The 26,203-nt window shown below is 67.8% G+C and carries 20 protein-coding genes; 6 read left to right on the forward strand and 14 right to left on the reverse strand.

The features are described from left to right. The 8 genes from GY812_17515 to GY812_17550 all read right to left on the reverse strand — a co-directional run bounded on the left by GY812_17515 (nt 1) and on the right by GY812_17550 (nt 8,789). The gene (locus tag GY812_17515; GenBank protein MCP4437279.1) at nt 1-1,866 is read right to left on the reverse strand and encodes a ribonuclease J; all 1,866 of its coding nucleotides are present in this window, start codon (nt 1,864-1,866) and stop codon (nt 1-3) included. Further along, entirely contained in the window at nt 1,866-2,747 is an 882-nt protein-coding gene (locus GY812_17520; GenBank protein ID MCP4437280.1) for a 4-hydroxy-tetrahydrodipicolinate synthase, read from the reverse strand. Before GY812_17520 ends, GY812_17515 begins: the two co-directional genes overlap by 1 nt. After that, the gene (locus tag GY812_17525) at nt 2,744-3,415 is read right to left on the reverse strand and encodes a transcriptional regulator (protein MCP4437281.1); all 672 of its coding nucleotides are present in this window, start codon (nt 3,413-3,415) and stop codon (nt 2,744-2,746) included. The genes GY812_17520 and GY812_17525 overlap by 4 nt, the downstream gene beginning before the upstream one ends. Before the next feature lie 91 nt (nt 3,416-3,506). Beyond that, a complete protein-coding gene (locus GY812_17530) occupies nt 3,507-4,646 on the reverse strand; it encodes a ferritin-like domain-containing protein (GenBank protein MCP4437282.1) in 1,140 nt (379 codons plus the stop codon). Beyond that, the gene (locus tag GY812_17535) at nt 4,643-5,380 is read right to left on the reverse strand and encodes a TetR/AcrR family transcriptional regulator (protein ID MCP4437283.1); all 738 of its coding nucleotides are present in this window, start codon (nt 5,378-5,380) and stop codon (nt 4,643-4,645) included. Before GY812_17535 ends, GY812_17530 begins: the two co-directional genes overlap by 4 nt. Before the next feature lie 79 nt (nt 5,381-5,459). Further along, entirely contained in the window at nt 5,460-6,056 is a 597-nt protein-coding gene (locus GY812_17540) for a TetR/AcrR family transcriptional regulator (protein ID MCP4437284.1), read from the reverse strand. After that, nucleotides 6,049-6,915, reverse strand: coding sequence for an SURF1 family protein (locus GY812_17545; GenBank protein ID MCP4437285.1), 867 nt, complete (start codon nt 6,913-6,915; stop codon nt 6,049-6,051). The genes GY812_17540 and GY812_17545 overlap by 8 nt, the downstream gene beginning before the upstream one ends. A gap of 242 nt (nt 6,916-7,157) precedes the next feature. After that, a complete protein-coding gene (locus tag GY812_17550; protein MCP4437286.1) occupies nt 7,158-8,789 on the reverse strand; it encodes a long-chain fatty acid--CoA ligase in 1,632 nt (543 codons plus the stop codon). 175 nt (nt 8,790-8,964) lie between these two features. On the opposite strand from GY812_17550, the gene GY812_17555 reads away from it, so the two are divergent. Beyond that, complete coding sequence (locus GY812_17555; protein MCP4437287.1) at nt 8,965-9,753, forward strand: hypothetical protein; 789 nt, start codon at nt 8,965-8,967, stop codon at nt 9,751-9,753. A gap of 4 nt (nt 9,754-9,757) precedes the next feature. Here GY812_17555 and GY812_17560 read toward each other — a convergent pair whose 3' ends face one another. Beyond that, nucleotides 9,758-10,549, reverse strand: a complete 792-nt coding sequence (locus GY812_17560; protein ID MCP4437288.1) for a 4-hydroxy-tetrahydrodipicolinate reductase — start codon at nt 10,547-10,549, stop codon at nt 9,758-9,760. 42 nt (nt 10,550-10,591) lie between these two features. Next, the gene (locus tag GY812_17565) at nt 10,592-11,941 is read right to left on the reverse strand and encodes a UDP-N-acetylmuramoyl-tripeptide--D-alanyl-D-alanine ligase (protein ID MCP4437289.1); all 1,350 of its coding nucleotides are present in this window, start codon (nt 11,939-11,941) and stop codon (nt 10,592-10,594) included. A 1,243-nt stretch (nt 11,942-13,184) separates the two neighbouring features. On the opposite strand from GY812_17565, the gene GY812_17570 reads away from it, so the two are divergent. The 5 genes from GY812_17570 to GY812_17590 all read left to right on the forward strand — a co-directional run bounded on the left by GY812_17570 (nt 13,185) and on the right by GY812_17590 (nt 20,432). Beyond that, complete coding sequence (locus tag GY812_17570; protein ID MCP4437290.1) at nt 13,185-14,312, forward strand: D-alanine--D-alanine ligase; 1,128 nt, start codon at nt 13,185-13,187, stop codon at nt 14,310-14,312. Between the two features lie 12 nt (nt 14,313-14,324). After that, nucleotides 14,325-16,694, forward strand: coding sequence for an HAD-IB family phosphatase (locus GY812_17575; protein MCP4437291.1), 2,370 nt, complete (start codon nt 14,325-14,327; stop codon nt 16,692-16,694). Then, a complete protein-coding gene (locus GY812_17580) occupies nt 16,691-17,893 on the forward strand; it encodes a zinc-binding dehydrogenase (GenBank protein MCP4437292.1) in 1,203 nt (400 codons plus the stop codon). Before GY812_17575 ends, GY812_17580 begins: the two co-directional genes overlap by 4 nt. A 68-nt stretch (nt 17,894-17,961) precedes the next feature. Next, nucleotides 17,962-19,497: a DUF2088 domain-containing protein gene (locus tag GY812_17585; protein MCP4437293.1), complete on the forward strand. Its 1,536-nt coding sequence runs from the start codon at nt 17,962-17,964 to the stop codon at nt 19,495-19,497. Next, entirely contained in the window at nt 19,494-20,432 is a 939-nt protein-coding gene (locus GY812_17590) for a 1-acyl-sn-glycerol-3-phosphate acyltransferase (protein ID MCP4437294.1), read from the forward strand. Before GY812_17585 ends, GY812_17590 begins: the two co-directional genes overlap by 4 nt. Here the strand turns inward: GY812_17590 and GY812_17595 are convergent. From GY812_17595 to GY812_17610, 4 genes are read right to left on the reverse strand one after another with little or no spacing between them, the layout of a single operon-like run. Then, nucleotides 20,374-21,855, reverse strand: coding sequence for a hypothetical protein (locus GY812_17595; protein ID MCP4437295.1), 1,482 nt, complete (start codon nt 21,853-21,855; stop codon nt 20,374-20,376). The two genes, GY812_17590 and GY812_17595, sit on opposite strands and share 59 nt — an antisense overlap. A 2-nt stretch (nt 21,856-21,857) precedes the next feature. Next, nucleotides 21,858-22,784 (reverse strand): type II secretion system F family protein, encoded by a 927-nt coding sequence (locus GY812_17600; GenBank protein ID MCP4437296.1) that lies wholly within the window; start codon nt 22,782-22,784, stop codon nt 21,858-21,860. A gap of 4 nt (nt 22,785-22,788) precedes the next feature. Then, a complete protein-coding gene (locus GY812_17605; GenBank protein ID MCP4437297.1) occupies nt 22,789-24,690 on the reverse strand; it encodes a hypothetical protein in 1,902 nt (633 codons plus the stop codon). Continuing rightward, complete coding sequence (locus GY812_17610; GenBank protein ID MCP4437298.1) at nt 24,687-26,066, reverse strand: CpaF family protein; 1,380 nt, start codon at nt 26,064-26,066, stop codon at nt 24,687-24,689. The genes GY812_17605 and GY812_17610 overlap by 4 nt, the downstream gene beginning before the upstream one ends. Nucleotides 26,067-26,203: the final 137 nt, after the last annotated feature.

Genomic DNA, 26,203 nt, shown 5'->3' on the forward strand with positions numbered 1-26,203 from the left:
TCAGGCCTCGAGAACCACCGGCACGATCATCGGCCGACGCCGGGTGCGCTTCGAGACGAAGCTGCCCGCCGCACGGCGCACGGCCTTTTCGAGTTTCTGGGTCTCAGCGCCATCATCGAGTGCGTTGGAGACGGCATCGTGAACCGTCTCGGACAGCTCGGCAAGCATGTCGGCGGAGTCATCCACGACCACCCAGCCACGGGTGGCCACTTCGGGTCCGGCCATGATGCGTCCAGCCTTGCGGTTGACCACGACGATCACGGTGACCACGCCCTCATCGGCGAGGATCCTGCGGTCGGCCAGCACCCGGTGGCCGATGTCGCCCACCGTGCCATGAACGTAGACGTACTCGGAGGGCACCCGACCGTCGAAGCGCAGGCCGTCGGAATCCAGCACGAGCCGGTCGCCGTCCTCGGCCACCAGTACCTGCTCGCGTGGGCGGCCCATGGCCACCGCGAGGTTCGCGTGGGCCACCATGTGGCGGTACTCGCCGTGCACGGGGACGAACCACTCGGGTTGCAGCACCGACTGCAGGAGCTTCAGCTCCTCTGACTTCGCGTGGCCCGTTGCGTGCACGTCGTGCAACCCGGAGTGCACCACCTCGGCCCCCTGGCGGATGAGGTTCCCGATCACGCGGCTCACGTCGTGCTCGTTGCCGGGAATCGGATGCGAGCTGAGAATGATCGTGTCACGCGGGGTGAGCTTCAGGAACCGGTTCTCGGACTGCGACAGGCGGGTCAGCGCAGACATCGGCTCGCCCTGGGAGCCGGTGCAGATCACACAGACTTCGCTGGGCTCATAGTCATCGACGTCTTCGATGTCGATGATCGACGCGTCGGGAATGCTGAGCAACCCCATCTCACGGGCCATCGAGATGTTGCGGACCATCGAGCGGCCGAGGGGCGCCACCTTGCGCCCGAAGCTGATCGCGGCGTCCGCGATCTGCTGCACCCGGTGGATGTGGCTCGCGAAGCACGCCGTGATCACCCGACGCCCTTCGTGCTCGTGCATCAGGTCATAGAGCACGGTGCCGATCGACGACTCCGAACGCGAGTGGCCACGCTCTTCCGCGTTGGTCGAGTCCGCCAGCAGGAGGCGGATGCCCTCTTCGTGGGCGATCGAACCCATGCGGGTCAGGTCGGTCAGCCTGCCGTCGACCGGCGTCAGGTCGATCTTCAGGTCACCGCTGTGCATGACCACGCCCTGGGCGGTTCGAATGACGGTCGCCACGCCCTCGGGCACCGAGTGGGTGACCGGCAGGAACTCGAGGTCGAACGGCCCGACCTTCACGCGGTCGCCATCCGCAACCACGTTGAATTCGGTGCGGTTGACCAGGCCCGCTTCCTCGATGCGGCCCCGGGCCAGTCCGAGCGTGAGCCCGGTTCCGTACAGCGGGAACGAAGCCTCCCTCAGAAGGTACGAAAGCGCACCGACGTGGTCCTCGTGGCCGTGGGTGGCGACGAGGCCCACGATGTCGTCGGCTCGCTCGATGAGCCAGGAGAAGTCCGGCAGCACGAGGTCGATGCCCAGCATGTCGTTGTCGGGGAACATCAGCCCGCAGTCGATCAACAGGATCTGGTTGTCCTGTTCGATCGCCGCGCAGTTGCGCCCGATCTCGCCGAGACCACCGAGAAATGTGACCGACACCGCGGAGGAGCCGCTGCCGCGACCACCAGATGACCTGCCGCCGGACTTCTGGGTCGACTTCTGACGGCCCTTCTGCCCTGACTGCTTCTCCGGCTTCTGGCCGGATCGATTGCGCGACTTCTTGTGGCCCTGGTTCTTGGCAGCCTGACCTTTCTGGCCCTGCTTCGCCTGGTTCGACTGGGACTTCTTCTTCGTGGACTTCTTCTTTGCAGCCGCCATCAGCCGAGGCCCTCGAGCACTGCGCGCGCCCGGTCCTCCAGTCCGTCGGGCTCACCGCCCATCGGTGAGCGGCAATGGCCGACCCGCAGTCCCAGCACCCGCAGCATCGCCTTGGTCGGAATCGGGTTGGGCGCATCGGGCATGCTCTCGAAACGACATGACTCGATGAGTGAGGCATTGACCCGCCGCGCCGTGTCCACGTCGCCCTTCACGAAGGCGTCGATCATCTCGCCGAACCGATTCGCCGCCCAGTGCGACGCCACCGAGATCACGCCCACGGCACCGACCGAAAGCAACGGCAGCGTCATCGAATCGTCGCCGCTGTAGAGCTCGAAACCCTCGGGCACCTCCGCCAGCAGCGCCGCGCTCTGCGCAGGGTCACCCGCAGCGTCCTTCACGGCAACGATGTTGTCCACACCGCGGGCGAGGTGCAGCAGTGTCTCCGTTTCGATCTTGCGGCCGGTCCGCACGGGGATGTCGTACAACACGACCGGCAGCTCGGTTGACTGTGCGATCGTCGTGAAGTGCTCGATCAGCCCGGCCTGCGACGGTCGGTTGTAGTACGGCGTGACCGACAGGATCCCATCGACACCGGTGTCTGCGGCCTGGCGTGTCAACTCCAGCGCCTCGTGAGTCGAGTTGGAGCCGGCGCCGGCGAGGATCGGCACCGAGACCGCCTCGCGCACACGCCGGAACAGCGCGCTCGCCTCCGACGGGGTCAGTGCCGGGCTCTCGCCGGTGGTGCCGGAGAGAACGAGTCCGTCGCTGCCGGTTTCCACGAGGAACTGAGCGAGCTCCACGGCGGCATCGAGGTCTAGCTCACCGTGTTCGTCGAAAGGCGTCACCATCGCGGTGATCACCCTTCCGAAACGTGCTGTCATCGAAGTTCCCCTTGTGGTGTGCGTTCTGTGGCGCCGGCAGTCCGGCGACGTTCGTCGGACCTTCGCAGGCCGAGCGTGGCCAGCATGTCCTCATGAAGCTCGAACCAGACAGTGTGGTACGAATCGATCACCGGCCTGGTCACCCAGTCCACCTCACCGGAGCGCGAACGTGCCAGTGCATTGCCGAGGCGTTCGTCATAATCGGCGAATCGGCCAACTGCCTGCTGCAGGTCCGCCAGCATCCGCAGCGCCGCGGCGTGCAGCGAATCGAGGCGTTGGAGCACGGACGCGTCATAGGCCTCGTCGGTGTGGTCGTTGAGCACCAGGGGCTCACTTCCGAGCACCACCTGCCAGTCGGTGCACACCGCCAACACCGGTTGGTTGAGCTCCAGGAATGACCGGTAGGCCAACTCGACAGCGCTTCGTACGCCGTGTGAGTCGATCTCCCTGGTCAACAGCTCTTCATTGCGGGCCCTGCCCGCGGCGGTCAGCGCCCAACCGGCCAGGTCGCCCCGGTGCAAAGTCACGAGCCCGGACTCGCGGTAGCGGCCGAGGGTCGACTCGAGTGCATCCACACCAACTCCGGTGCGCTCCGCGACCGAGGTGACCGAGCAAACGCCCTTGAGCCGCAGCGTGTGCAGCACAGCGGACTCACTCAACTCACTCACAGCACCATTGTACGTATGCGCCCGCGGGCAGTCCTGCGGCGCGGAGCCGCCGGCCCCGAAGCCGGCGGCTCACTACAGGGGTGCAATGGGGTCAGGCGGGCTGGCCCGCCGGATCGGCCAGTTCCTCGCCGATGGCGAAGTTCTCGTAGTCGTCGCCGGTGTCGACCCAGTCCTCGAACTGGATCACGCCGATCTCCTCGTAGCGACGGCGCAGCCAGGCATCGTTGCGGTCGAGCAGGCCCAACTTCTTGCAGTTGGGCACGATCTTGGAGAACAGCATCATCTGGAACATCTCGCGCGTCGGCGTGCGCATGACCAGTTCGATGGCCTCCTTGACCGGCACACCCATGCGCTCCCAGACCTCCTGCTGCAGGAATCGGTCACGCATGCGCACCCCTGCCTCGAACGCGAACTGCTGGCGTTCGAAGATCTCCTTGTCGGAGAGCTCTGCGTAGTAGTCCTGCAGGGAGAGCACACCGAATGCGACGTGGCGGGCCTCATCGCTCATCACATAGCGCAGCAGCTTCTTGAGCAGCGGCTCGGTTGTCATCTGGTGCATGAACCCGAAGGCCGCCAGGGCCAGACCTTCCACCATGATCTGCATGCCCAGGTAGGTCATGTCCCAGCGGGAGTCCTTCACGATGTCGTCGAGGAGCATCTTCAGGTGTGCGTTCACCGGGTAGTAGCCCGAGAGCTTGTCGTCGAGGTACTTGGCGAACACCTCGACGTGGCGGGCCTCGTCCATCACCTGTGTGGAGGCGTAGTACTTGGCATCGATCCACGGCACGGTCTCGACGACCTTGGCCGTGCACACGAGCGCTCCCTGCTCGCCGTGCATGAACTGGCTGAGCGTCCAGTTCTGGCTCTCGATCCCGAGCTTCATCCACTCCTTTTCGGTCCACTTCTCAAAGGGTGTGCCGGTCGGATCGAAGTCGACGAGCCCGAAGCCGCTGGCGTTGTTCTGCTCGGCGTTCATGATGACGACCTTCTCCTGGTCCACCTCGGTGTCCCATGGCAGGTCGGTCTCGCCGTTCCACATCGAGACCTTGGCCTTCTCGTAGAGCTTCTCGAGGCTGGGCTTGGAGCCCTTGTCGTAGTCCCAGGTGAATACCACGTCGCAGTTCTGCTCCACGTGGCTGACCGTCGCGTCGCGGTCGCTGTTGCTTACCGCGAGGATGGCCTCGAGGTCGTCGACGTCGGCTCGGCCGATCATCTCCTCATTGGTGCTCATGTGAGTGCTCCTGGGGTTGGTTCAGGTTGGTGTGGATCGATTTCAGTGGCCGGCGACGACAGTGCGATCCCCGGCAGGATGAACGTGGTGGCCATGTGTCGGGCCGTGGCCGGCTCGAGCAGGTCCACCACCCGGTCAGGATTGACGAAGTGGGAAACGACCAGTCGTGTCACCCACACCACGACGGTGCGGGCCTGGTCGGGGTCGAGGAACTCCTCGAGGCTTGGCGAAACGACCTCGCCTGCGATGCGCAAAAGGGCGTCCATGCGCTCAAAGGAGAAGAACGTGCGCAGCTTCGTGGGCTCATTGGTGCGCATGTAGGTGAGCACCGCCTGCGAGCTGAGGACCTCGTAGCCGCCACGGATCATCTCCACCACGGCGTCCTCGAGCGTGTCGCCGGCCGAGATCCGCTCCATTGCCTCACCGAGCAGCACAACTGCCTCGCGGTTGGTGGCCATCTCGACCATCGAGGGCTTGCCGCCCGGGAAGAGCCGGTAGACCGTGGCCCTGGAAACGCCGGCCTCCCGGGCCACATCGTCGACCGTGGTCTTCTCGATGCCCCAGCGTGCCGCGCAGGCAACGACGGCATCGAGAATCTTCGATCCCGACGATCCGGGTGCGAAACCCATCTCGGCCGAAGCGGCCAACTGCTCGGGGGCGTGGGCGCGCACAGCACCTTCGGCTGCGCCGTAAACGGCGCCTTCGACGTCTGCACCCCCGACGATGTCTGTCATCGGTTGGTACAATAAGACCTGAGTTGTCTCATCGCTACACCATCGGGCCCTTTGGGCCGGTGACATGGGTCACGGGGCGTCAGTCGAGGTCCACGATCCCGGCGAGGAACTCCCGGCGCACGACGGCGCGGGCCTGGGCCTCATCGGCCATGTCGACGCCGGCCGGGCTGCCCATGACCGAGAGGATCATCCGGGTCAGGTAGTCCGCACCGTCGGCCACCGAGACGCCTTCGCGGAGTCGCCCGGCCTCGCGCTCGCGCTCCAGCAGCACGACCATGTACTCACGCATCACACCCTGCACCAGGGGCTCCGCCGGCTGGAGGGCCTCCACCAACTCGTCCAGGTCGGGGTCCATCAGGTTGGCCATGATCGGACTGCGGCGGATCTGACGGGTGCCCAGTGCGAGGCCGCGAACGAGACGGTCCTCCAGCGAGTCGAGCTCAGCGACCGCTTCAGCCAGCCCGGCCCAGAATCGGCCGACCTCCCAGGTAGCGGTCTCCTGCACCAGCTGTGAGCGCCCGCCGGGGAAGTAGCGGTAGATCGAGGTGCGCGAAACGCCCGCCTCTGCCGCCACGTCCTCCAGCGAGAACCCGCTGACGCCCACCCGTTCGACGCAACGCACGGCGCCGCGCATGATCCGCTCGCGGGTGCCCACAGTGGCGGTGCCGTCAGGCATCCTGTGGCTCCCTCGGAGACGAAGACCCTCCGTCCTCGCCACCCACGAATGGCGGGTCCTCGGGCGCCACGGTGTCGGGGTCGAGGCCTGCCTTGCTGCGGGCCACCTTGCGCAGGATCAGCAGGTAGCCGACTGCGGCGATGGTCGCGAACAGCCACCACTGGACCATGTAGGAGAAGTTCTGCGACGGCGACGGGAGCTCCACCTCGACCGCCACGAGTCCCAGCTGCTCGGACCCCCGGGCTGCGGGCTGGGCGGGATCGGAGGACTGGAGTACCAGCCACACGGGTTCGAGCGGGTAGTCGAGCTGCTGCCCATAGCGCTCGAGGTCGGCCCTCGCGAGGGTGTCCAGGGTGCCCTCAGCGGTGTCCTGTGGGCCGAGTCCGCCACCGGGCTGGCTGAGTTCCACCACGCCCTGCACGGTGGCTTCGCCCCCTTGCGGCTTCGCAACTCTCCATGGGGGTCCGGCATTGACGTCAGCGAGGGGTATCCATCCGCGCACAACAGCCACCGCCGTGCCGTCCTGCTGTACCAGCGGGGTGAGCAGCCAGCCACCCGGCCGCCCCTGCACCGCCCGGTTGCGGATCACGACCTCTGCGTCGGTGTCCCACTCCCCCGTCACGTTCACCCGGGCGAAGCGAGCGGACTCGTCGACTTCCTCGGGCGGCGTCTGCGGGTCCACAACATCACCCAGAGGCTGCGGCGCCGCCTCGAGGCCCGCCTCTATGCGGTCGCGGGCGTCGGTTTCGTCCTGCCACCGGCTGAACTGCCAGAAACCGAGGCGGACCATCACCAGCACGGCGATGATCACCAGCACGTGGCTGAGGATCCAGAGCGGCCGCTTGGCGAACTCGTACATGGCCAGACGGTACCGCCACCCCACCGGCCGTCCGCAGTTCTGCAAGCCGACCCCTGCCGCCAATCCCCCCTGCCGCCAATCCCTGCAGGCTGTGCAGGACCACTCAGCCTTGTTTCAGGAGTGGCTCCGCGTCGCTGCAACGCGACAGGCCTCAAGAAATCAGGATGAGTGGCTGAGCACAGGCTTGCGGGGGTCACGCTGCGCGGGGCGCGGCGGCGTTGACCGGCCCGGTGCTGGACGCGTCAGTCGTTGGCGGTGGGGAGCTCGTAGTCGGCGAAGCGCTCGCGCAGGTCCTTCTTGGAGAACTTGCCGACCGACGTCTTGGGCACCTCGTCGATGAAGACCACGTCGTCGGGCAGCCACCACTTCGCCACCCGGCCGTCGAGGAAGTCGATCACATCGTCCTTGGTGAGTTCCTCACCTTCAGCGACCACGACGCAGGCCAGCGGCCGCTCGGACCACTTCGGGTGCGCCACGCCGATCACCGCAGCCTCGGCCACCTTCGGGTGGGCCATGATCTCGTTCTCCAGTTCCACCGACGACACCCATTCGCCGCCCGACTTCACCACGTCCTTGGTGCGGTCGACGATTCGCACGAAACCCTCCGGGGTCACCACCGCCACGTCGCCGGTACGCAGCCAACCATCTGCGGTGAAGGACTGCGGAGCACGGTCGTCGTTGTAGTAGTCAGCGGTTATCCACGGCCCGGCCACCTGGATCTCGCCCTGCGACTCACCGTCCCAGGGCTGGGCCTCGCCGGTCACCTGGTCCGCTATCCGCAGTTCAACTCCGAGCACCGGCATGCCCTGCGCGGCTCGCAGCTTCACCTTCGCCTCCTCGTCGAATTCCTCCATCTCAGAGGTCAGCTTGGCGACAGAGGCGACCGGCGACGTCTCGGTCATGCCCCAGGCCTGCAGGATCGGCAGGCCGACCTGCTCGCGGTAGCCCTCCGACAGGACCGTGGGCACCGCCGAACCTCCGCACGGGATGGCCCGAAGCGACGATGTGTCCTTGCCCTGCAGCGCCGGGAGCACACCCATCCAGATGGTGGGCACCCCGGCTGCGACGGTGACCTTCTCCTCGACGATCATGTCGGCGATCGGCTCCGGGGCCATCTGTGGCCCAGGGAACACCAGCGACGCACCGGATGCCACCGCCGCGTGGGCGAGACCCCAGGCGTTGGCGTGGAACATCGGCACGACCGGCAGGATCACGTCGCGCTCGCAAGCACCGAGGCTGTCGGCGGTCATCACGCCCATCGTGTGCAGCCACGTGGACCGGTGCGTGTACACAACGCCCTTCGGGTTGCCTGTGGTGCCCGACGTGTAACACATCGAAGCGGCCCGGTTCTCGTCGTCGACGGAGAACTCGGCGGGTTCGGCAGCGGCGAGCAACTCCTCGTAGTCGAGGAACTCGAACCCGTCCGGCAGCTCGGTCGGAGCTCCATCGTCGATGAGCACGAGATGCTTGACCGTGCTGAACTCGCCGAGCAGTGGCGCGATCAGCCCGAGCAGCGATCGGTCGATGAAGATCACCTCGTCCTCGGCATGGTTGACGATGTAGGTGAGCTGGTCGGGGAACAGCCGGATGTTGAGCGTGTGCAGCACGCGGCCGCTGCAAGGCGCCGCGAAGTACAGCTCCAGGTGGTTGTCGGTGTTCCAGCAGAACGTGGCAACGCGGCCGTCAGCGGATATACCCAACTTGTCGAGCGCCCCGGCCAGCCTGCGCGTGCGGTCGGCCCACTCGCCGTAGCTGCGGCGACGGCTGTCACCTGCGGCGGTGGCGGTGACGATCTCCTTGTGCGCGAACAGCTTCTCGGCCCGCTCGAAGAAGTGCGGCAGCACCAGCGGCCTGTCCTGCATCGTGCCCAACATCGGTGTCCCCCTTGTGGCTGCACCCGCGGGGTGCGTGGATCCTGGTCGTCGCGCCCGGCGCGCCGACCCTCGGCGGATCTGATTCGCGGAGGGGCCGAAGCTCGGCGGGCGGGAACTCACCCTATGCGACCGGTCCAGAGTTCCGCGGCCCCTCCACATGGGCCAGACTGCTCCGATGGCCGACGCGGGCAAACCGGGCGAAGCTGCCGAGCTGCGCACCCCCGACGACAACGTCGAAGACCACGCGCGGACAGCCACAGGTGAGGACGACGGAGGAGAGCCGCCCCGCGAAGAGCTCCCCGCTGCGGCGCCACATCCGAAGTGGTTGCTGCCACTCATCGGTGCATCGATCATCGCCCTGGTCATCGCCAACAACGTCGGCAATGCGGTATGGGCCAGCTGGATCAACGAGCGGCCGCTGTTCCTGTTGGCACTCAACTCGTCCAACAAGTACCTGATCGGCACCACGCCCAACACGGAGTGGATTCCGGTACTGGTGGTCTCGACCCTGCGCCTGATGGCACCGGACCCGCTCTTCTACATGGTCGGCTACCTGTTCCGTGACCGGGCAGTGCACTGGGCGCGCCGGGTGTTCCCCGCTTCGGGACCGCTGTTCGACTCCCTGGAGGCCGACCAGGGCCAGTTCGCCCGGATCCTCGATGCGCTGGTGTTCATCATGCCCAACAACCCGGTCTGCCTGATCGCAGGGGTGGTGGGCATGAACGTGCGCCGGTTCGCAATCCTCGCGATCACGGGCACCATCGGGCGCATCATCTTGATGCGGGCGATCGGCACGGTGTTCTCCGAGCAGATCGAGGACATCCTCGATTGGGTGGCCGACTACCAGCGCTGGCTGCTGATCGGCTCGGTCGTGCTGGTCGTGGGCTACGTGCTGTGGCAGGTCCGCAGCCACAAGGGCCTCATCGGCGGCGTCGAGGACCTCGAAGACGAGCTCGGCGACTGACCTCTCAGAGGTCGAGAAGGGGGTCGAGACCCAGGGTGATCCCGGGGAACTCGGCGACCTTCTTCACGGCGAGCAGCACGCCGGGCATGAAGCTCGTACGGTCGATCGAATCGTGGCGGATCGACAGCGTCTGGCCGGTGGTGCCGAGTAGCACCTCCTGATGTGCCACGAGACCTCGCAGCCGCACCGAATGCACCCTGATGCCCGCAGGGCCGTCGCCACCACGGGCACCTTCGAGCAGCTCGCTGCGGGTGGGGTCCTCGGTCCAGTCCCCCGATGCGCTCGACATCCGTTCGAGGGTGAGCATCGCCGTGCCCGACGGGGCGTCCACCTTGTTGTCGTGGTGCAGCTCGATGATCTCCGCCGAGTCGAAATAGGGGGCGGCGAGCTCGGCGAAGCGCATCATCAGCACCGCTCCGATCGCGAAGTTGGGCGCGATCACGGCGTTGGAGGACGTGAACTCCGAGCGGAACCGGGCGATGTCGTCGTCGCCGAACCCGGTCGTGCCCACCACGGCGTGGATGCCGGACGAAGCGAGCACCCGCAGGGCTTCGCAGCTCGCCTCGCGATGGGTGAAGTCGACCGCCACCTGAACTCCTGCGTCCGCGAGGGCGGCCACGTCACCGCTGACCACGACATCGGACTCGACCCCCGCGACCGCGGCCAGGTCGGATCCTCCGAAGGCTGGGTCGACCGCTCCGGCCAACTCGAGGTCGGGGTCATCGATGACCGCCTGGCAGACGGTTGCACCCATGCGTCCGCCTGCTCCGATGACACCGACCCTGATGCTGCTCATGGCCGACGAGTGTAGGTCTGCGGTGCCGGCCCCACTGCGCCGCTATCGCAGCAGTCCCGCGGCGACGGATTCGAGGCCCGCCACCCGCGACCCCTTCACCAGCACGGCCGTGCCTTCTGTGAGGTCTGCGCTCTCGGCCAGACGTACCAGCGCGGCACCTGCATCCGCGACCGGTTCGGTGCGGTACATGTCCGTGCCGACCGCGAGCACTTCGATGCCGAGTTGGCCGGCCAGGTCTGCGATGCGGCCGTGCTCGGCTGCCTCGCGGTCACCGAGCTCGGCCATCACGCCCAGCACAGCGATGCGCCGGGTCGCCGGCAACGAGGCGAGCGAACGCAGTGCCGCGGCCATCGACGCGGGCCCAGCGTTGTACGCGTCGTTGAGCACTACGAGGCCACCGCGCGACCTCCCGAGCTCCATGCGCCACGGCGAGTCGATCGGCTCACCCAGCGCCTCCGCCACATCCGCCGGCGCCACACCTGACCAGAGCCCCGCGGCGGCTGCAGCGAGGGCGTTGGCGACGTTGTGCACGCCCCGCGCCCCCATCTGCACCTCGGCGCGACCCCATGGCGACTCGAGCATGAACCGCGGCCGCAGTTCCTCGTCCACCGACACATCCACCGCCCGCACGTCGCCTGCAGCGGCTCCCTCGCCGGGCGCCGCGACTGCGAAGCTCAGCACCTCGGCCGCCGTGTGGCCTGCCATGGCGATGACACGCGGATCGTCGGCGTTGAGCACTGCCAGCCCCTCCTTCGGCAGTGCCTCGACGAGCTCGCGCTTGGCCACCGCGATCGAGTCCTCGCCTCCCATCACCTCGGTGTGCACGGCGTGAACTGCGGTGACGATTCCGACCGTGGGACTCGCCATTGCGCACAACAGTGCGATGTGGCCATGACCACGGGCTCCCATCTCCACCACCACGGCCTCGGTGCCGGTCGGGGCATTCGCAAGAGTCAGAGGCACGCCCAGCTCGTTGTTGAACGAGCGCACCGAGACCGAGGTGGAGAACCGCTTCGAGAGCACGGAGCCGAGCAGGTCCTTGGTGGTGGTCTTGCCGACCGAGCCGGTCACGCCCACGACGAGGTCGCCCAGTTCCCGCCTGGCGATCCTTGCCAGGTCCGCCAAAGCCCGTGGCACGTCATCCACCACGATGCTCCACCCGTCGTCGACCTGGTGGTCGACCAGCACCACGGGGGCACCCGCAACGCGGGCATCGGCCACGAAGTCGTGGCCGTCGCGCTCGTCGGTGAGCGCGGCGAACAGCTGGCCGGGAACCAGGGCCCGGGAGTCGATGGCGAGCCCCGTCAACGAGGGTGGCCGGCCATCGCCACCGGAGGGGGCGATGAGTTGTGCGCCGAGTCGTGCGGCGAGCGCTTCGGTCTCGAAGTCCATCGAGCGGATTCTCACACGCCAGGGGCGGAGCCGGCGGTACCCGTGGGTCGGCAGGCCGGTCGGACCGCCTCGCTCACGTCATGGATCAGGCGTGACCACGTTGTTGTCGTCGTCCTTGATGGAGGAACTCGACGAGGAGCTGCTCGAGCTGCTGCTCGACGAGGAGCTGGAGCTGGACGAGGACGACGTCGAGCTCAAACTCGACGAGGTCGACGCCGTGGTTCCCGGTCGGTCAGTCGTGCCCGGCCCGGACTCGGTCGTCGTGGTGGTCTCGTCCGCGGGCGCCGGTGTCACGGGCGCGTACGCCGGCAGCAGCGGGTTGCCGCACTTGCAGCGGGTGACCGGCTGGCCCTGCGTGGAACCGGGCACCGAGCTGGTGGTGGCCGTGGCGGAGGTCGTGCTCTCCTCGCCGGGAGTCGTGGTGGTGGTCGTCGTCGTGGTGGTCGTCGTCGTGGTGGTCGTCGTCGTGGTGGTCGTCGTCGTGGTGGTCGTCGTCGTGGTGGTTGTCGTCGTGGACGAGTCCTCAGGGGGGTTCCACGCGGGCAGGGACCGCGAAGCCGGGTCGAAGTCGGTGTCCATCAGCACCGCTGTGCCCGTCTCGAGCACCGATTGCCTCGCATAGGCGCGTCCGTCACGCAGGCCGCGGTTGGTGACGCTCGTGTCGCTCGACAAGACGACCGGCTGGAGCGTGTCGATGTAGGCGTCGACTTCGTTCTCCGCGATGCCGAGCACGGCAGCCCACTCCCGGTAGGCGTCAGGACGGCTGGCGAGCTCGGCCTTGAGGGCTTCCTTGTCGCATCGACCGTCGGCCGCCGTGTCGACGGGGGCGGTGAATGCGTCCGGGCCGGGCTCAGCGGCAGGCTCGACCACGAACCCGGCCGGGGTAGCCCGGTATCCCTGGTCCTCTGCCTGTTCCCCATCGCCGGAGTCACTGCACGCCGCCGCCACGAGTGCCAGCGAGGCGAGCAGGGAACCGGCCGCGGCGAACCGCACCCGGCTTGCGTGTCGCGTCCTCGGACCCGACACCTTCGAACCTGCGGAACTGGATCCTGTCGTCGCTGGCACCTCGGGCTTCGATCGCTCGTCGACCGCGATCGCCGGTCGATCGCGTCCCATGGTCGTTGCGGTCGCAACTCTACTCCACTCGGCAGGTCTCCGGTGGGACTGGTGACAGACGCCACTGGTCCGCCGCACGCGCCCATCAGACCCGGGAGATGCGCGGCGCACCGTAGACTCTCGGCCCATGACAGCCCCCGACCCCCGGATCCGTCTCGTGATCCTCTTCGGTGGCCGCTCGGCGGAGCACGACATCAGCTGCATCTCTGCCAGTCATGTGCTGGCCGCGGTGAACCCGCACCGCTACGAAGTCGTTCCAGTGGGGATCACGCGCGAGGGCGGCTTCGTCCTCACCGAGGCAGCGCGGGAACTCGCCGCGGTCGGCAGCGAAGTCGACCCGCTCGCCCTGCTGGCTGCAGGTGGCAACGACCCCTCCCTGCCCAGCACCACTGGCGCGCCCGAGGCGGCGACGCAACCAGATCCGCTGCCCGGAGCCGGGCCCACGACCGTGGTCCTGCCGATACTCCATGGCCCCAACGGTGAGGACGGCACGGTGCAGGGTCTGCTCGAGATCGCCGGAATCCCCTACGTGGGCGCCGGGGTTCTCGCCTCGTCGCTAGCGATGGACAAGGCAATGGCCAAGGTCGTGCTGCGGGCCAACGGCATTGCCCAGGTGCCGTGGCGGGTGCTCCACCGCCACGAGAAGTTCGATGTAGGCGCCGCGGAGGGTGTATTCGCAGAGCTGGGCGACACCGTGTTCGTGAAGCCCGCCAACATGGGGTCCTCCATCGGGGTGTCAAAGGTGAGCACCACAGACGGGCCCGCTTCACTCGTGGAGGCCACCGAGGAGGCGTTCCGGTACGACGACGTGGTGGTGTTCGAGCAGCAGGCGGTCGGCCGCGAGCTCGAGATCGCGGTGCTCGGCAACGACGAGCCGGCGGCTTCGGTGGTGGGGGAGGTACTCGCCGGCGCCGACTTCTATGACTACGGCGACAAGTACTTCGACGGCAATGCCCGCACGGTGATACCCGCGGATCTCCCTGTGGAGGTGGCGGAGCGCGCGAGACGCCTCGCTGTGGATACGTTCGAGGCACTGCGTTGCCACGGAATGGCCCGCGTGGACCTGTTCTGCACCGACCGCGAGGAGCTTCTCGTCAACGAGGTCAACACGATCCCCGGTTTCACGCCCATCTCCATGTACCCGAAGCTCTGGGAGGCCACCGGCCTGCCCTATGACCAGCTCATCGACGAACTCGTCAGGCTTGCCATCGAACGCCATGCTCGCCGCTCTTCGCGCGACGTGAGCCCGAGCTGATAGAACGCAGCGGTGATCTCCGACGCCCTCGCGGGGCGCCGCATGTTCGTCACCGGGGCCACAGGCTTCGTGGGCACGGCGCTGGTTGAACGAATCCTGCGGTGTGTGCCCGACGCCGAGGTGGCCCTGCTCGTGCGAGACGGCCGACGCTCCGGCGCCCAACGGCGGGTGAACCGGGAGATCCTGCGCAACAACGCCTTTGACCGACTGCGCCACGAGCTCGAGCAGGCCGGCACCATGTCATTCGACGAGATGGTCGAGCGCCGCGTCACCGTGGTGCGCGGCGATGTGGGTACCGACGGACTCGGCCTCGACGACGACGGCCGCGCGGTGCTGGCCGCATCCGATGTGGTAATCCACTCCGCGGCCACAGTTGCGTTCGATGCGCCACTCGACCGCGCGGTCGAGGTGAACCTGCTCGGCCCGCACCGGTTGGCCGAGACGATTCGCGAGGTATGCGGTGAGTCCGGTTCCGCGCTCCCCCGCCTCGTCACGGTCAGCACCTGCTACGTGGCCGGCAACCGCAGGGGCACAGCGCCCGAGGAGCCGGTTCGCGACAATCCGTTCTTCGTCGACATCGACTGGCGACAGGAGGTATCGGCGGCACGCCGCACCCGCGCCGACGCCGATGCCGAGAGCCGCAAGCCCGAGCGACTCGCGGAGTTCGCCGAACAGGCGCGTTCGGTGCTCGGGCCCGCAGGCGGCCCGGCCCTGTCGGAACGCACCGAGCAACTCCGCCGGGACTGGGTGGCCGACTCGATGGTCGAGGCGGGCCGGGCCCGTGCGGCGTCTCTTGGCTGGCCCGACGCCTATGCCCTCACCAAGGCCCTCGGCGAGGTGGCCCTCGAGGAGACACACGGCGAGCTGCCGGTGAGCATCGTGCGCCCGTCGATCATCGAGTCGGCGATGAGCGAACCAACGCCCGGCTGGATCCGCGGCTTTCGCATGGCTGAGCCGATCATCCTCTCCTATGCCCGCGGCCTGCTGAAGGAGTTCCCCGGGGTGCCGGAGGGCGTGATCGACGTGATCCCGGTCGACCTCGTGGTCACCGCCATCCTCGCTGCTGCGGCCAGCCCGCCCGATGCGGGCGAGAGGCCCGACATCGTTCAGGTCGCTTCCGGCTCCGCCAACCCGCTTCAGTACCAGGTGCTGGTCGACAACATCCGCGACTGGTTCACGGAGCATCCGCTGCACGACGAGCACGGCCAGCCGATCGTCGTGCCCGACTGGTCGTTTCCCGGTCGCGGCCGCGTGGAACGGCAGCTGAGCACCGCCACCTCGGCCCTGCGTCAGGTGGAGAAGGTGGTGTCGGCGCTACCGGTACGGGGCAAGGCGGCCCGCTGGGGTGCGCACCTCGAGCAAAAGCGTGCGGCGGCGGACCGGGCCCTCGAGTACGTACAGCTCTATGGCGCCTACACGGAGTGCGAGGCGATCTACGGCATCGAGCGCCTGCTCGACCTCGCCGCCGAAGTAGGAGGCAGCGACGGACTCGGTGACGGCATGCCGATCGACCCCCACAGCATCGACTGGGACCGCTACATCATCGAGGTGCACCTGCCTTCTGTCGTGAAGCACGGCCGGGCAGCCACCTCTGCCACCAAGCGCGACCCCGACCGCAGGCCCAAGCGCCTACGCGCACAGGTGCTGTCTGCGGACCGGCACCTCGCCGCCTTCGACCTCGAGAACACGCTGATCGCATCCAACGTGGTCGCGTCCTACGCCTGGCTGGCCGGGCGGCGACTCGGCACCGCCGACCGCGTGCGGCTGGTGGCCCGCCTGCTTGCCGAGGCCCCGTCGCTGCTGGTTGCGGACCGCCAGGACCGCTCCGACTTCCTGCGGTCCTTCTACCGGCGCTACGAAGGCGCCCCCGCCGGCCAGCTCCGTGAGGATGCTGCGGAGGCTATGAGCAGCCTGCTGCTGACGCGCTCGTATCCCGATGCGATCCGCAGGGTCCGCGAGCATCGTGCGCTCGGACACCGCACGGTGTTGATAACCGGCGCGCTCGATGTGGTGGTCGAACCGCTGGCGCCGTTGTTCGACGACATCGTCTGTGCCGAGGCCACGACCGAGGTCCGCGACGGCACCGAAGTGCTCACCGGCCACCTCCGCCATGCACCTCCGACCGCAGAGGCGCGGGCACGGGTGCTTCTCGACCTCTGCGGCGACCACGGACTCGACCCCGCCGAGTCGGTGGCCTATGCCGACTCGTCATCGGACCTCTCGATGCTGGAAGCGGTCGGATTCCCGGTGGCGGTCAATCCGGAGCCGCGGCTCGCGACCATCGCCCGTACCCGCGGCTGGCTGATCGAGGACTTCGCCAAGGCGAAGGGGCACAAGGCACCACTGCTACCGCTTGCACCGGCCTGGAGAGGGGCGTCATGAGCCGCGGGCACACCGCCCTCGTCTACGAAGACGAGCCGGCGCGCTTCGGTGCCGCCCTCGCAGCATCGAAGCTGCGCACGGGAGGAGGAGCCTCGGTCGGCCCGCTGCGCCGCGATGACGACTTCGATCCGCCCGAGCTGCCCGGCCCCGAATGGGTGCGCATCCAGCCGCGCTTGTCCGGCATCTGTGGTTCGGACCTGGCTGCCGTCAACGGGCAGTCCTCGCGCTGGTTCGAGCCGATCATCTCGCTACCGTTCGTACCCGGCCATGAAGTCGTGGCCGACCACGACGGGACCCGAGTCCTGATCGAGCCGGTGCTCGGCTGTGCCGCACGCGCGATCGAGCCGCGCTGTGACCCGTGCGCAGCAGGCGATCTCGGCAACTGTGAGCGGCTGGCCAACGGATGCATCGAACCCGGGCTCCAGACCGGGTTCTGTGAGTCGACCGGCGGCGGCTGGTCAACCGAGATGATCGCCCACCCGAGCCAGCTCCACGAGGTGCCGGCAGAACTCGACGACGAGTCCGCTGTGATGGTCGAACCTGCGGCCTGCGCGCTTCACGGCGCTCTCGCAGCAGGCGTTTCGCCTGGTGAGTCGGCGGCGGTGATCGGCGCCGGCACGATGGGTCTCGCAGCCATCGCTGCGCTCGCACGGTGGACTCCCCCGTCTGCACTGCTGGTGGCCGCCAAGCACGGCCACCAGCGCGAGCTGTCGCTCGAGCTTGCGGGTCCGGTGCCCGCGTCGGCCGTCGAGCCATCCGAGATCGTGCGCGCGTCGCGCCGGCTGACGGGCTCCATGATGCTGGGAAGCGGTGCCCACCAGCGGGTGGCCGGTGGCGTGGATGTGACCATCGACTGCGTCGGCACCGCCGAGAGCCTTCGCGCTGCGCTGGCCATCACCCGTCCACGTGGACGGGTGGTCGTGATCGGCATGCCGGGCGTGACGACCGTGGACCTCACACCACTGTGGCAGCGCGAGATCTCGGTGAGGGGTGCCTACACCTATGGCACTGAATCACTCGGCGGCGAGCAGATCCGCACGTTCGCGCTGGCCATGGAGCTGGTCGCGTCGGCCGGTCTGGGTCGGCTCGTGTCCGCCACCTACCCGCTCGAGCGGGCAACCGACGCGCTCGTGCACGCCGCGACGGCAGGCAGCCGTGGCGCCACCAAGATCGCCTTCGACACCCGGAGCAAGAAGTGAAGTCCCGCCAGTACCGACCACGCCCCGGCCTCGTGCTCGACGTGGACCGCTCGACGCCGCCGGTGCTGATGCACCACGGGGAGCAGTTCCGCCTCGAGAAGCTCCCGGCGGACCGATCCCGGATCATCTATCCACCGGAGCCGCTGGAGCCGATCGAGGATCCGGACGCGGCCATCCGCGAGGCACTCGAGTCTCCGATCGACAGCGAGCCACTGCGGGCCCTGCTGCACGCGGGCATGAAGCTGACGATCGCCTTCGACGACATCTCGCTGCCGCTACCACCGATGCGCCGCCCCGACATACGCCAGCGTGTGATCGAAGCGGTGCTCGATCTGGCCGCCGAGGCCGGAGTCGATGACGTCCACCTGATTGCCGCGCTGGCCCTGCACCGGCGCATGACCGAGGACGAACTGCGCCACGCCGTCGGAGACCGTGTGTATGACGCGCTCGCGCCGCGGGGCCAGCTCTACAACCACGACGCAGAAGACCCCGACGCTCTCGTGGTGCTCGGCGAGACCCGACACGGCGAAGAGGTCCAGATCTCCAGGCGTGCCGCCGAGTCCGACCTCGTCGTATACGTCAACATCAACCTCGTGGCCATGGACGGCGGGTGGAAGTCCACCGCCACCGGGCTCTCCGGCTACCAGGCGCTCCGCCACCACCACAACCCGGCGACGATGAAGAAGTCGAAGTCGTTCATGGACCGGCACAGCTCCGAGCTGCACAGCTCCAACTGGCGCCAGGGGGAGGTGCTGCGCAACAGCGGAGTGAAGGTCTTCCAGATCGAGACCACCGTCAACAACGACATCTACGGCGACGGGCCCATGCAGGTACTCGCCAAGCGCGAGTGGGAATGGAACCTGGCCGATCGTGCGACGTTCATGGCCGCACGCGCCGGCCTCGACCGCATGTCACCACCGGCGCGGCGCAAGGTGATGCACGGCTGGCGGGCACCGTATGGGCTGACCTCGGTCCAGGCCGGCGAGGTCGAGGCCGTGCACGAGGTGACCACCGAGAACGTCTACCGTCAGCAGCTGGTGGAGGTCGAGGGCCAGACCGACGTGGTGTTGTTCGGCCTGCCGTACATCTCGCCCTACAACGTCGACTCGATCATGAATCCGATCCTCGTGCACTGCCTGGGCCTCGGGTACTTCTTCAATATGTACCGGGGCAAGCCGCTGGTGCGAGAGGGCGGCGTGGTGATCATGAGCCACCCGACTGCCCCGGAGTTCAACCCGGTGCACCACCCCAGCTACATCGACTTCTTCGAGGAGGTGCTCGTCGAGACCACGGACCCGGTGGAGATGGAGCAGCGGTTCGAGAAGCGCTATGCGGACGACGAGTGGTACCGGCACCTGTACCGCACCGGCAACGCCTACCACGGCGTGCATCCGTTCTACATGTGGTACTGGGGAGCCCACGCCCTCGATCACGTGGGCGGTGTGATCGTGGTCGGCGGCGACCCTGGGACCGTGCGCCGTCTCGGCTACCGGCCCGCCACCACGATGGCCGACGCGCTCGAGATGGCCTCGGACGTTGTCGGCCCCCGACCCAGCATCACCTACTTCAAGAACCCCCCGCTCATGATGGCCGACGTCAAGTGAAGCCGAGCGACCTCAACCCCCTGCGACGCGTTCGGTCCGCCGGATTCCCGGTTACCCGCGCCCCCACCCCGGCCACCGTCGAGCCGCTCGAGGGACCCGAACTCGGTGACCGCTACGACACCGACTGGGCCCGCAAGCCCGTGGCCCGGGTGACACGCCTGGCCGCCCAGGAGACCGTCGGCAGGGCCGTGACCACGGCACTGTGCATGCCGCGGGTGCGCAACCGCGACCACCTCGACGAGCTCGACGGGCCACTTGTGTTCGTCGCGAACCACCACAGCCACCTCGACACGGGCCTGGTCATCCAGTCGATCCCCAGGCCCTGGCGCCACGAGGTCGTCGTTGCGGCCGCGGCCGACTACTTCTTCGACTCGGTGCCCAAAGCAGCGGCCGCCGCCTGGTTCTGGGGCGCGATTCCCATGGAACGCCAACGGGTGTCGCGTCGCTCGGCGCTGGCGGCTGCCGAGTTGATCGACGACGGCTGGTCGCTGCTGATCTTCCCCGAGGGCGGGCGCAGCCCCGACGGCTGGGGCCAGGAGCACAAGGGCGGCGCCGCCTACCTCTCGGTCCGCTGCGGAGTGCCAGTGGTGCCGGTGCACATCGACGGCACCGACCGGGTGCTCCCCAAGGACCGCTCCATGCCGCGCCCCGAGCGCGTGACGGTCACGTTCGGTCGACCGTTGAGCCACGGCGACGACGACGCCCGTCGCTTCGCCGCACGCATCGAAACTTCCCTGGAGATGCTCGCCGACGAGGCACGTACCGACTGGTACTCAGCCCGGCTGCGCCACCATGCACGCAGTTCACCCTCGCTGCGCGGACCCGAGCTCGACTCCTGGCGGCGTGACTGGGCGCTCGACCAGCGCCCGGGGCACACTAGAGACAGCGAGAAGCGATCCTTGCGTGACAGAGCAGCTGGTAGTCGTCCGTGGTGAGCACGGTCTCCCAGTCCGAACGGGCGTCAAGCTCGTCACCCAGCGGCAGCTCGGAATACCACAGCACCACGTCGGGGTCGGCCCGGGCGAACGCCTCCTGCCAGTCGTCGTTCAGCCTGCGCATCGAGGAGTAGTCGAGAAGCGTTTCGACAGCGGGTCGGTCGTCGATCCAGGCATTGGCGTCGGCACCGTAGAGGTACTCGAGGTAGTTGCCCACCCAGTCGTTGTGCAGCACGGTGACGTCGGGGTTGGCGACCAGGCCACGTGCTTCGAGCCATGCGACTTCCTCCGAGGGGTATCGCTCCAGGTCCTCATGAGGCCCGGTGGCCGCCAAGACCACCGCCCCCACCAGCGCAGCGATCCCCACCGCCGACATCACCTGTCGCGCGCGGTGGCCCGGCGGCGCGATCGCGGAGGTTGCGACGACCCCGACCGCAGCAGCACCCGCAAGCGTGATCGCAGCGATCGGGAGCATCCGGGTCGCACCGAATCCCAGGAATGCGAGCATCACGGTGAGCACGGCCATGCCGGCCAGCCGCTGCCTCCACGCGCCATATGCCGCCAACAGCACGATCAGGCAGAGAACCCAGAAGTAGCTGCTACCGGCCGACACGGGCTGCCACTCCACGTAGAGCCGCATTGCCTCGCGGGCTTCCTCACTGCCCAGTTGCTCGGTGGGGAGCAGCACGAGACGGAACCGCTCGGGATACCAGATGCCGCCGAGCAGGAGTCCGCCTGCGGCTCCGGCGAACCACCGCAACCTCGCCCAGTCGATGTGCCGTGCGTCGATCGCCTCGGCCAGCCACGACAGGCCCAGCACTCCGGCTCCGTAGAGCCAGCTGCCATGCACGTTGACCCAGATGGCGAACACCGCCACCAGCCACCAAGGGGACCGTCGCTCCCGCCAGACCACGAGTGTGGCCGCAAGCAGGACGAACCCCGGCAACTGGGGCCGACCGTTGACGAAAGGAACCAGCATGGCCAGCACGACCGCTGCGGGCAGCGCCTGGCCGAGCAACGTGGGTGACGGTCGGTCGGCCCTGTCGAGGGGCCGGGCGGCACGCACCACCAGCAGCCCGAGCAGAGCCGCGACGGCGACCGTCAGGATCCTGATGCCGAGCGATCCGGCGAGGTTCTCAGCGGTGCCAAGCGCCCAAGACCACCACCAGCTCGGCACCGGGAAGTCGGTGGACGTGGTGAGGAACGGGTTCTCCGACGGAAGGCCACTGTCGACCTGGAGCCTGCCGGTGGCGATGTGGGTGAGCAGGCTGTTGTCGGTGATGGGCCCCGACGCGAACAGCGCCACGAATCCGGCCAGCAGTAGCGATATTGCCCGCTCTGCAAGCAGCGGCCGGCGGGGATCTCCGGGCAATGGCTCCGGCTCCGGTGAGGTCGGCTCGGGAGGGGCGACTGCGGTCGCCACGGCTACAGCCCTTCTCGGATTCCGAGGATCGCCGGGCCCAGCACAACCGCGAACAGTGCGGGGAAGATGCAGAACACCATCGGGATCATCATCTTCACCGGGGCCTTCTGCGCCTGCTCCTCGGCCAGCTGGCGCCGCTTGACGCGCATCTCCTCGGACTGCGAGCGAAGCACCCGGCCGATTGAGACGCCGAACGTGTCCGCCTGGATGATCGCCATTACGAAGCTGCGCAACTCGGGCACGTTGCATCGCTCGTCGAGGGCCCGCATGGCGTCGGAGCGGTTGGCGCCGGCGCGGGTCTCGCCGAGCATGCGGCTGAACTCGTCCGACAGCGGCCCGGGCACGGAGTTTATGACCCGGTCCAGGGCCTGTTCGAAGCCGAGTCCGGCCTCCACCGAGATCACGAGCAGGTCGAGTACGTCGGGCAGCGTGATCTGGATCTCATGCTGTCGGTCCGAGACCTTGCGGTTGAGTACGTTGTCGGGGCCGAGCACGAGTCCGGCCACCACGGCTCCGCCGACGACGAGCAACGGCATGCCAGACAGAGGAAGGACGCCGACGAGGAAGATGAGGATCGCCGCGATCACGGCCAGGGCAATGGTGATCACGCGAATCGCGAGGAACCGGTCGACCTTCTGCGGGTCCGGTTCGCCGGCCCAGATGAAGCGTTGCCGGACCTTCTCGACGTAGCCGACGGGTGTCAGCCGGCGCCCTATTGCCTGGATTCCGTGAACGAACGGCCTCAGGGCACGGTCCCTGAGCGGATCCAACAGCTCCTGGTCGCGGGTGTTCTCGACCTCGTAGCCGTCCAGCTGCCGCAGCGTCTCGCGGATGACCTGTCGTTCCTCGACCTGGGACAGCACCACGAACACGACCACGGCAACAGCCAGGGCCACCAGGACGGAAACGATGAGAAGGGTTGGGGTCATCTGGTCAAACCTCGATGGTGATGATCTTCTTCATCCAGGCGAACCCGATGGCCATGGCCACCAGGGCGACGCCGATGATGAAGTACCCAAGCGTCTGGGAGAACAGGGTCATGATGTAGTCGCGGTTCATGACGTACATGACCAGCGCGAGTCCAGGTGGCAGCAGCCCGAGGATGAACGCCGAGATCCGACCCTCGGCGGTGAGGCTGTTGACGTCGCGACGCAGTCGTTCTCGCTGCGTCATGGTGTTCGCCACGGTCATCAGCAGCTCTGCCAGGTTGCCGCCCACTTCGCGCTGGATCTTGATCGCCATGACCGTCCAGGCGAAGTCCTCTGATCCCATGCGGTCAGCTGTGGCGTCCAGTGCGTCCTCGAGGGTTCGGCCCAGCCGGTGCTCGGTGACCACTCGTCGCAACTCCATGCCCATCGGGTCCTCGACCTCCCTGGAGACCGCTTCGAAGCCCTGGGTGATCGAGTAACCGGCCTTCAGAGTGCCCGCGAGGAGAGCGAGCATGTCCGGAAGCTGAGCGACAAAGACCTTCTGGCGCTTGCGGACCCGCATGTCGAGCATGGTCTTGGGCACCATGAAGGCGACGCCCAGCACAACGAGCGCCACCAGGATGTTCCCGGTGACGGCGAAGGCACCGATGCCGAGCAGCAAGCCCGAGACAGCGAGGAAGAACACCGCCTCGGCGGCACGAAGCGGCAGGTTGGCGCGTTCGAGCGAGATCTCGAGCGACTCCAGGAAGCCCCGCTTCTCTGCCACGTCACCCGTGAGCTCCACGGCACGTTGCAGCAGCGGAACCGTTGCGACGCCCTGGTGCTCGGCCTCTTCCTCGCCTCCCTCAGGAGCATCGTCGTAGGCCCGAAGACGCCGCGCGAGATTGTCGGAATCGGGAAGCACCATTGTCAGCAGCGCCCACAGGAACCCGACCACCGCGGCGGCGATCAGCACGACGAACAGCCACTTGGCCATCGAGTTGGTGATGATGGAATCGAGCAGGCCCAGGGAGGCCTGGGACACCACCAGGTTCGAGGCACCGGCGGTCAGCGCGCCGCGCCCCACCTGGACGCTCTGCGCGGCCTCGCCGGCGGTGAAGTCGAGCTGGACCTGCTCCGCGTCGCCTGCAGGGGCCGGGAAGTTGACGATGAACTGGTTGTTGATCTGGTCGACTACTGCCTCGGTCTGCGGCGCGAACTCCTCGTCGGAGCCGAGCACCTGCATCGTGCCACCGGTGTCCAGCACAGTGTCTGCGAGCTGGGTCGTGTTGACGCCCGCGGGCATCGCCATCACGTCGAGTTGTGCCTCGGCGAGGCGCAGGGCCGTGGCAGCCGCCCCCGGGGTGGTGCGGGACAGCTTGTTGGCCGCCGACAGGTAGGCGACGACGCGCTTGGAGCTGGCATCCGAGCCTTCGAGCAGATCGGCGGCTCGGGCAAGGGCGTCCCAGGTGGCGGCATCGCCGTCCGCGCTGACGCCGTTGATCGCACTGCGAACGACCTCGGGTTCAGAAGAGAACCCGATCTCCTGTCTTGCACCCTCGCGGGCCGTGCTGACGACAGCCACTCGACGCACGGCGCCGACGCCGGGCACGAGGAACTGCTCGGCTGCATTTCCCGAGAGCTGGAGCACACCATTTGGCAGCGCGCGGTCATTGTCGATCACGACCACGACGTCGGTCGCCACATCGGAAGAACTTGCTGCGAGCTCCTCCCCCTCTGCGGAGACCGTCGGCAATGCGCTCTCCGACACACCGGTCGCCGTCCAACTCTCACCGCGCGAGTCGACTGTCTCGACTCGCAGGACGGCGGGGGCACCGGAGTCGTCGTCCTGGGCTGCCGCAAGCGGGGCAAGCGCAACGAGCGAGACCACGGCCACCCAGATGGCGGCCCACAGCCTGGCGGTCATGCCGTTGCTCCGGGGCTGAACACCTCGGGGCCGAGGCGAATGCCGAGGTCTGCCAGCTTGGTGGCGAACTTCGGCCGCACGCCCGTGGCCTGGAGTTGGCCGCGGAACCGACCGTTCTCGTCGACGCCGGCGGAGAAGTCGAACAGGAAGATGTCCTGCAGGGTGATCACGTCGCCCTCCATCCCCTGGACCTCGGTGATGTGGGTGATCCGGCGGGTGCCGTCACGCAGGCGCGACAGCTGCACGATGAGGTCGACGGCCGACGCCATCTGCTCCCGGATCGCACGCACCGGCAGGTCGAACCCTGCCATCAACACGAGCGTCTCGAGACGGGCCAAGGTGTCGCGGGGGCCGTTCGCGTGCACCGTGGTGAGTGAGCCGTCGTGGCCCGTGTTCATCGCCTGGAGCATGTCGAGCGCCTCGCCTGAACGACACTCGCCCACCACGATGCGGTCCGGCCTCATGCGCAGCGTGTTCTTCACGAGGTCACGGATGGAGACCTCGCCACGTCCCTCAACGTTGGGCGGGCGTGACTCGAGGCAGAGCACGTGTTCCTGGTGTAGCTGGAGCTCCTTTGCGTCCTCGACCGTGACGATGCGCTCGTCGGAGGGTATGAAGCTCGACAGCACGTTCAGCATCGTCGTCTTACCGGTGCCGGTACCACCGGCGACGATCACGTTGAGCTTGCCGACGATGCACGCCTGCAGGAAGCGGGCGGCGTGCGCATTGATCGACCCGAACCGGATCAGGTCGTCGATCTGCAGCGGGTCGGTGGCGAACTTGCGGATGGTGAGGAAGGGCCCGCCGATGGCGAGCGGCGAGATCACCGCATTCACACGTGAGCCGTCCGGAAGGCGCGCGTCCACCATCGGTGTGGACTCGTCGACTCGCCGTCCGATGGCGGAGACGATCTTGTCGATCACCCTCCGTACGTGGTCGCCGTCGATGAACTTGATGCTCTCGTCGAGGGCGAGCTTGCCGTTGCGCTCCACGAAGGTCATGTCGGGTCCGTTGACCATGATCTCGGTGACGGCCTCGTCGCGCAGGAGCCGGTCGATCGGGCCGTAGCCGAGGATGTCGTCCGAGACGTCCTGGATCAGCTGCGCCTTGTCGGCAGCCGACAGCGGGACCCGCTCGGCCGCGATCGCAGCGTGCAGTTGGTCATTGACCTTGCGCCTCAGGTCGTCCTCTGAGAGGCGCGTATCGAACAGGATGGGACCGAGTTCCTCGATGAGCTGCTCGTGGATCCTGTGGCGCAACTCGGCGTTGTTCGCGTCGCGCTTGGACTGCTTCGTATCGGCCGCCTGCCGCGGAGGCGCGGCAGCTCCAGACTGGGCGGAGCCGTTCGATCCGCCCGCGGGCGGCCGACCGGCGATGCCACCGGGAGCCCCTGGCTGGGCGTCGGTTGCCGGGGCGATGCCGCCTTGGGCTGCGCCGAGGCCGCTGGTCGGCTGAGCGGCTGGCTGGGCCGTCGGAGCGGCCGGCTGGGCCGTCGGAGCGGCCGGCTGGGCCG

The organism is Actinomycetes bacterium, assembly GCA_024222295.1.
Classification (GTDB): Bacteria; Actinomycetota; Acidimicrobiia; order Acidimicrobiales; family Microtrichaceae; genus JAAEPF01.

Bases quoted from the DNA above. Each gene is read 5' to 3' on its own strand.
- GY812_17605 (MCP4437297.1), bottom strand. From the start codon at position 24,690: ATGACCGCCAGGCTGTGGGCCGCCATCTGGGTGGCCGTGGTCTCGCTC.
- GY812_17515 (MCP4437279.1), bottom strand. From the start codon at position 1,866: ATGGCGGCTGCAAAGAAGAAGTCCACGAAGAAGAAGTCCCAGTCGAAC.
- GY812_17545 (MCP4437285.1), bottom strand. From the start codon at position 6,915: ATGTACGAGTTCGCCAAGCGGCCGCTCTGGATCCTCAGCCACGTGCTG.
- GY812_17520 (MCP4437280.1), bottom strand. From the start codon at position 2,747: ATGACAGCACGTTTCGGAAGGGTGATCACCGCGATGGTGACGCCTTTC.
- GY812_17600 (MCP4437296.1), bottom strand. From the start codon at position 22,784: ATGACCCCAACCCTTCTCATCGTTTCCGTCCTGGTGGCCCTGGCTGTT.
- GY812_17550 (MCP4437286.1), bottom strand. From the start codon at position 8,789: ATGTTGGGCACGATGCAGGACAGGCCGCTGGTGCTGCCGCACTTCTTC.
- GY812_17535 (MCP4437283.1), bottom strand. From the start codon at position 5,380: ATGACAGACATCGTCGGGGGTGCAGACGTCGAAGGCGCCGTTTACGGC.
- GY812_17530 (MCP4437282.1), bottom strand. From the start codon at position 4,646: ATGAGCACCAATGAGGAGATGATCGGCCGAGCCGACGTCGACGACCTC.
- GY812_17585 (MCP4437293.1), top strand. From the start codon at position 17,962: ATGCACCACGGGGAGCAGTTCCGCCTCGAGAAGCTCCCGGCGGACCGA.
- GY812_17540 (MCP4437284.1), bottom strand. From the start codon at position 6,056: ATGCCTGACGGCACCGCCACTGTGGGCACCCGCGAGCGGATCATGCGC.
- GY812_17565 (MCP4437289.1), bottom strand. From the start codon at position 11,941: ATGGACTTCGAGACCGAAGCGCTCGCCGCACGACTCGGCGCACAACTC.
- GY812_17560 (MCP4437288.1), bottom strand. From the start codon at position 10,549: ATGAGCAGCATCAGGGTCGGTGTCATCGGAGCAGGCGGACGCATGGGT.
- GY812_17580 (MCP4437292.1), top strand. From the start codon at position 16,691: ATGAGCCGCGGGCACACCGCCCTCGTCTACGAAGACGAGCCGGCGCGC.
- GY812_17570 (MCP4437290.1), top strand. From the start codon at position 13,185: ATGACAGCCCCCGACCCCCGGATCCGTCTCGTGATCCTCTTCGGTGGC.
- GY812_17555 (MCP4437287.1), top strand. From the start codon at position 8,965: ATGGCCGACGCGGGCAAACCGGGCGAAGCTGCCGAGCTGCGCACCCCC.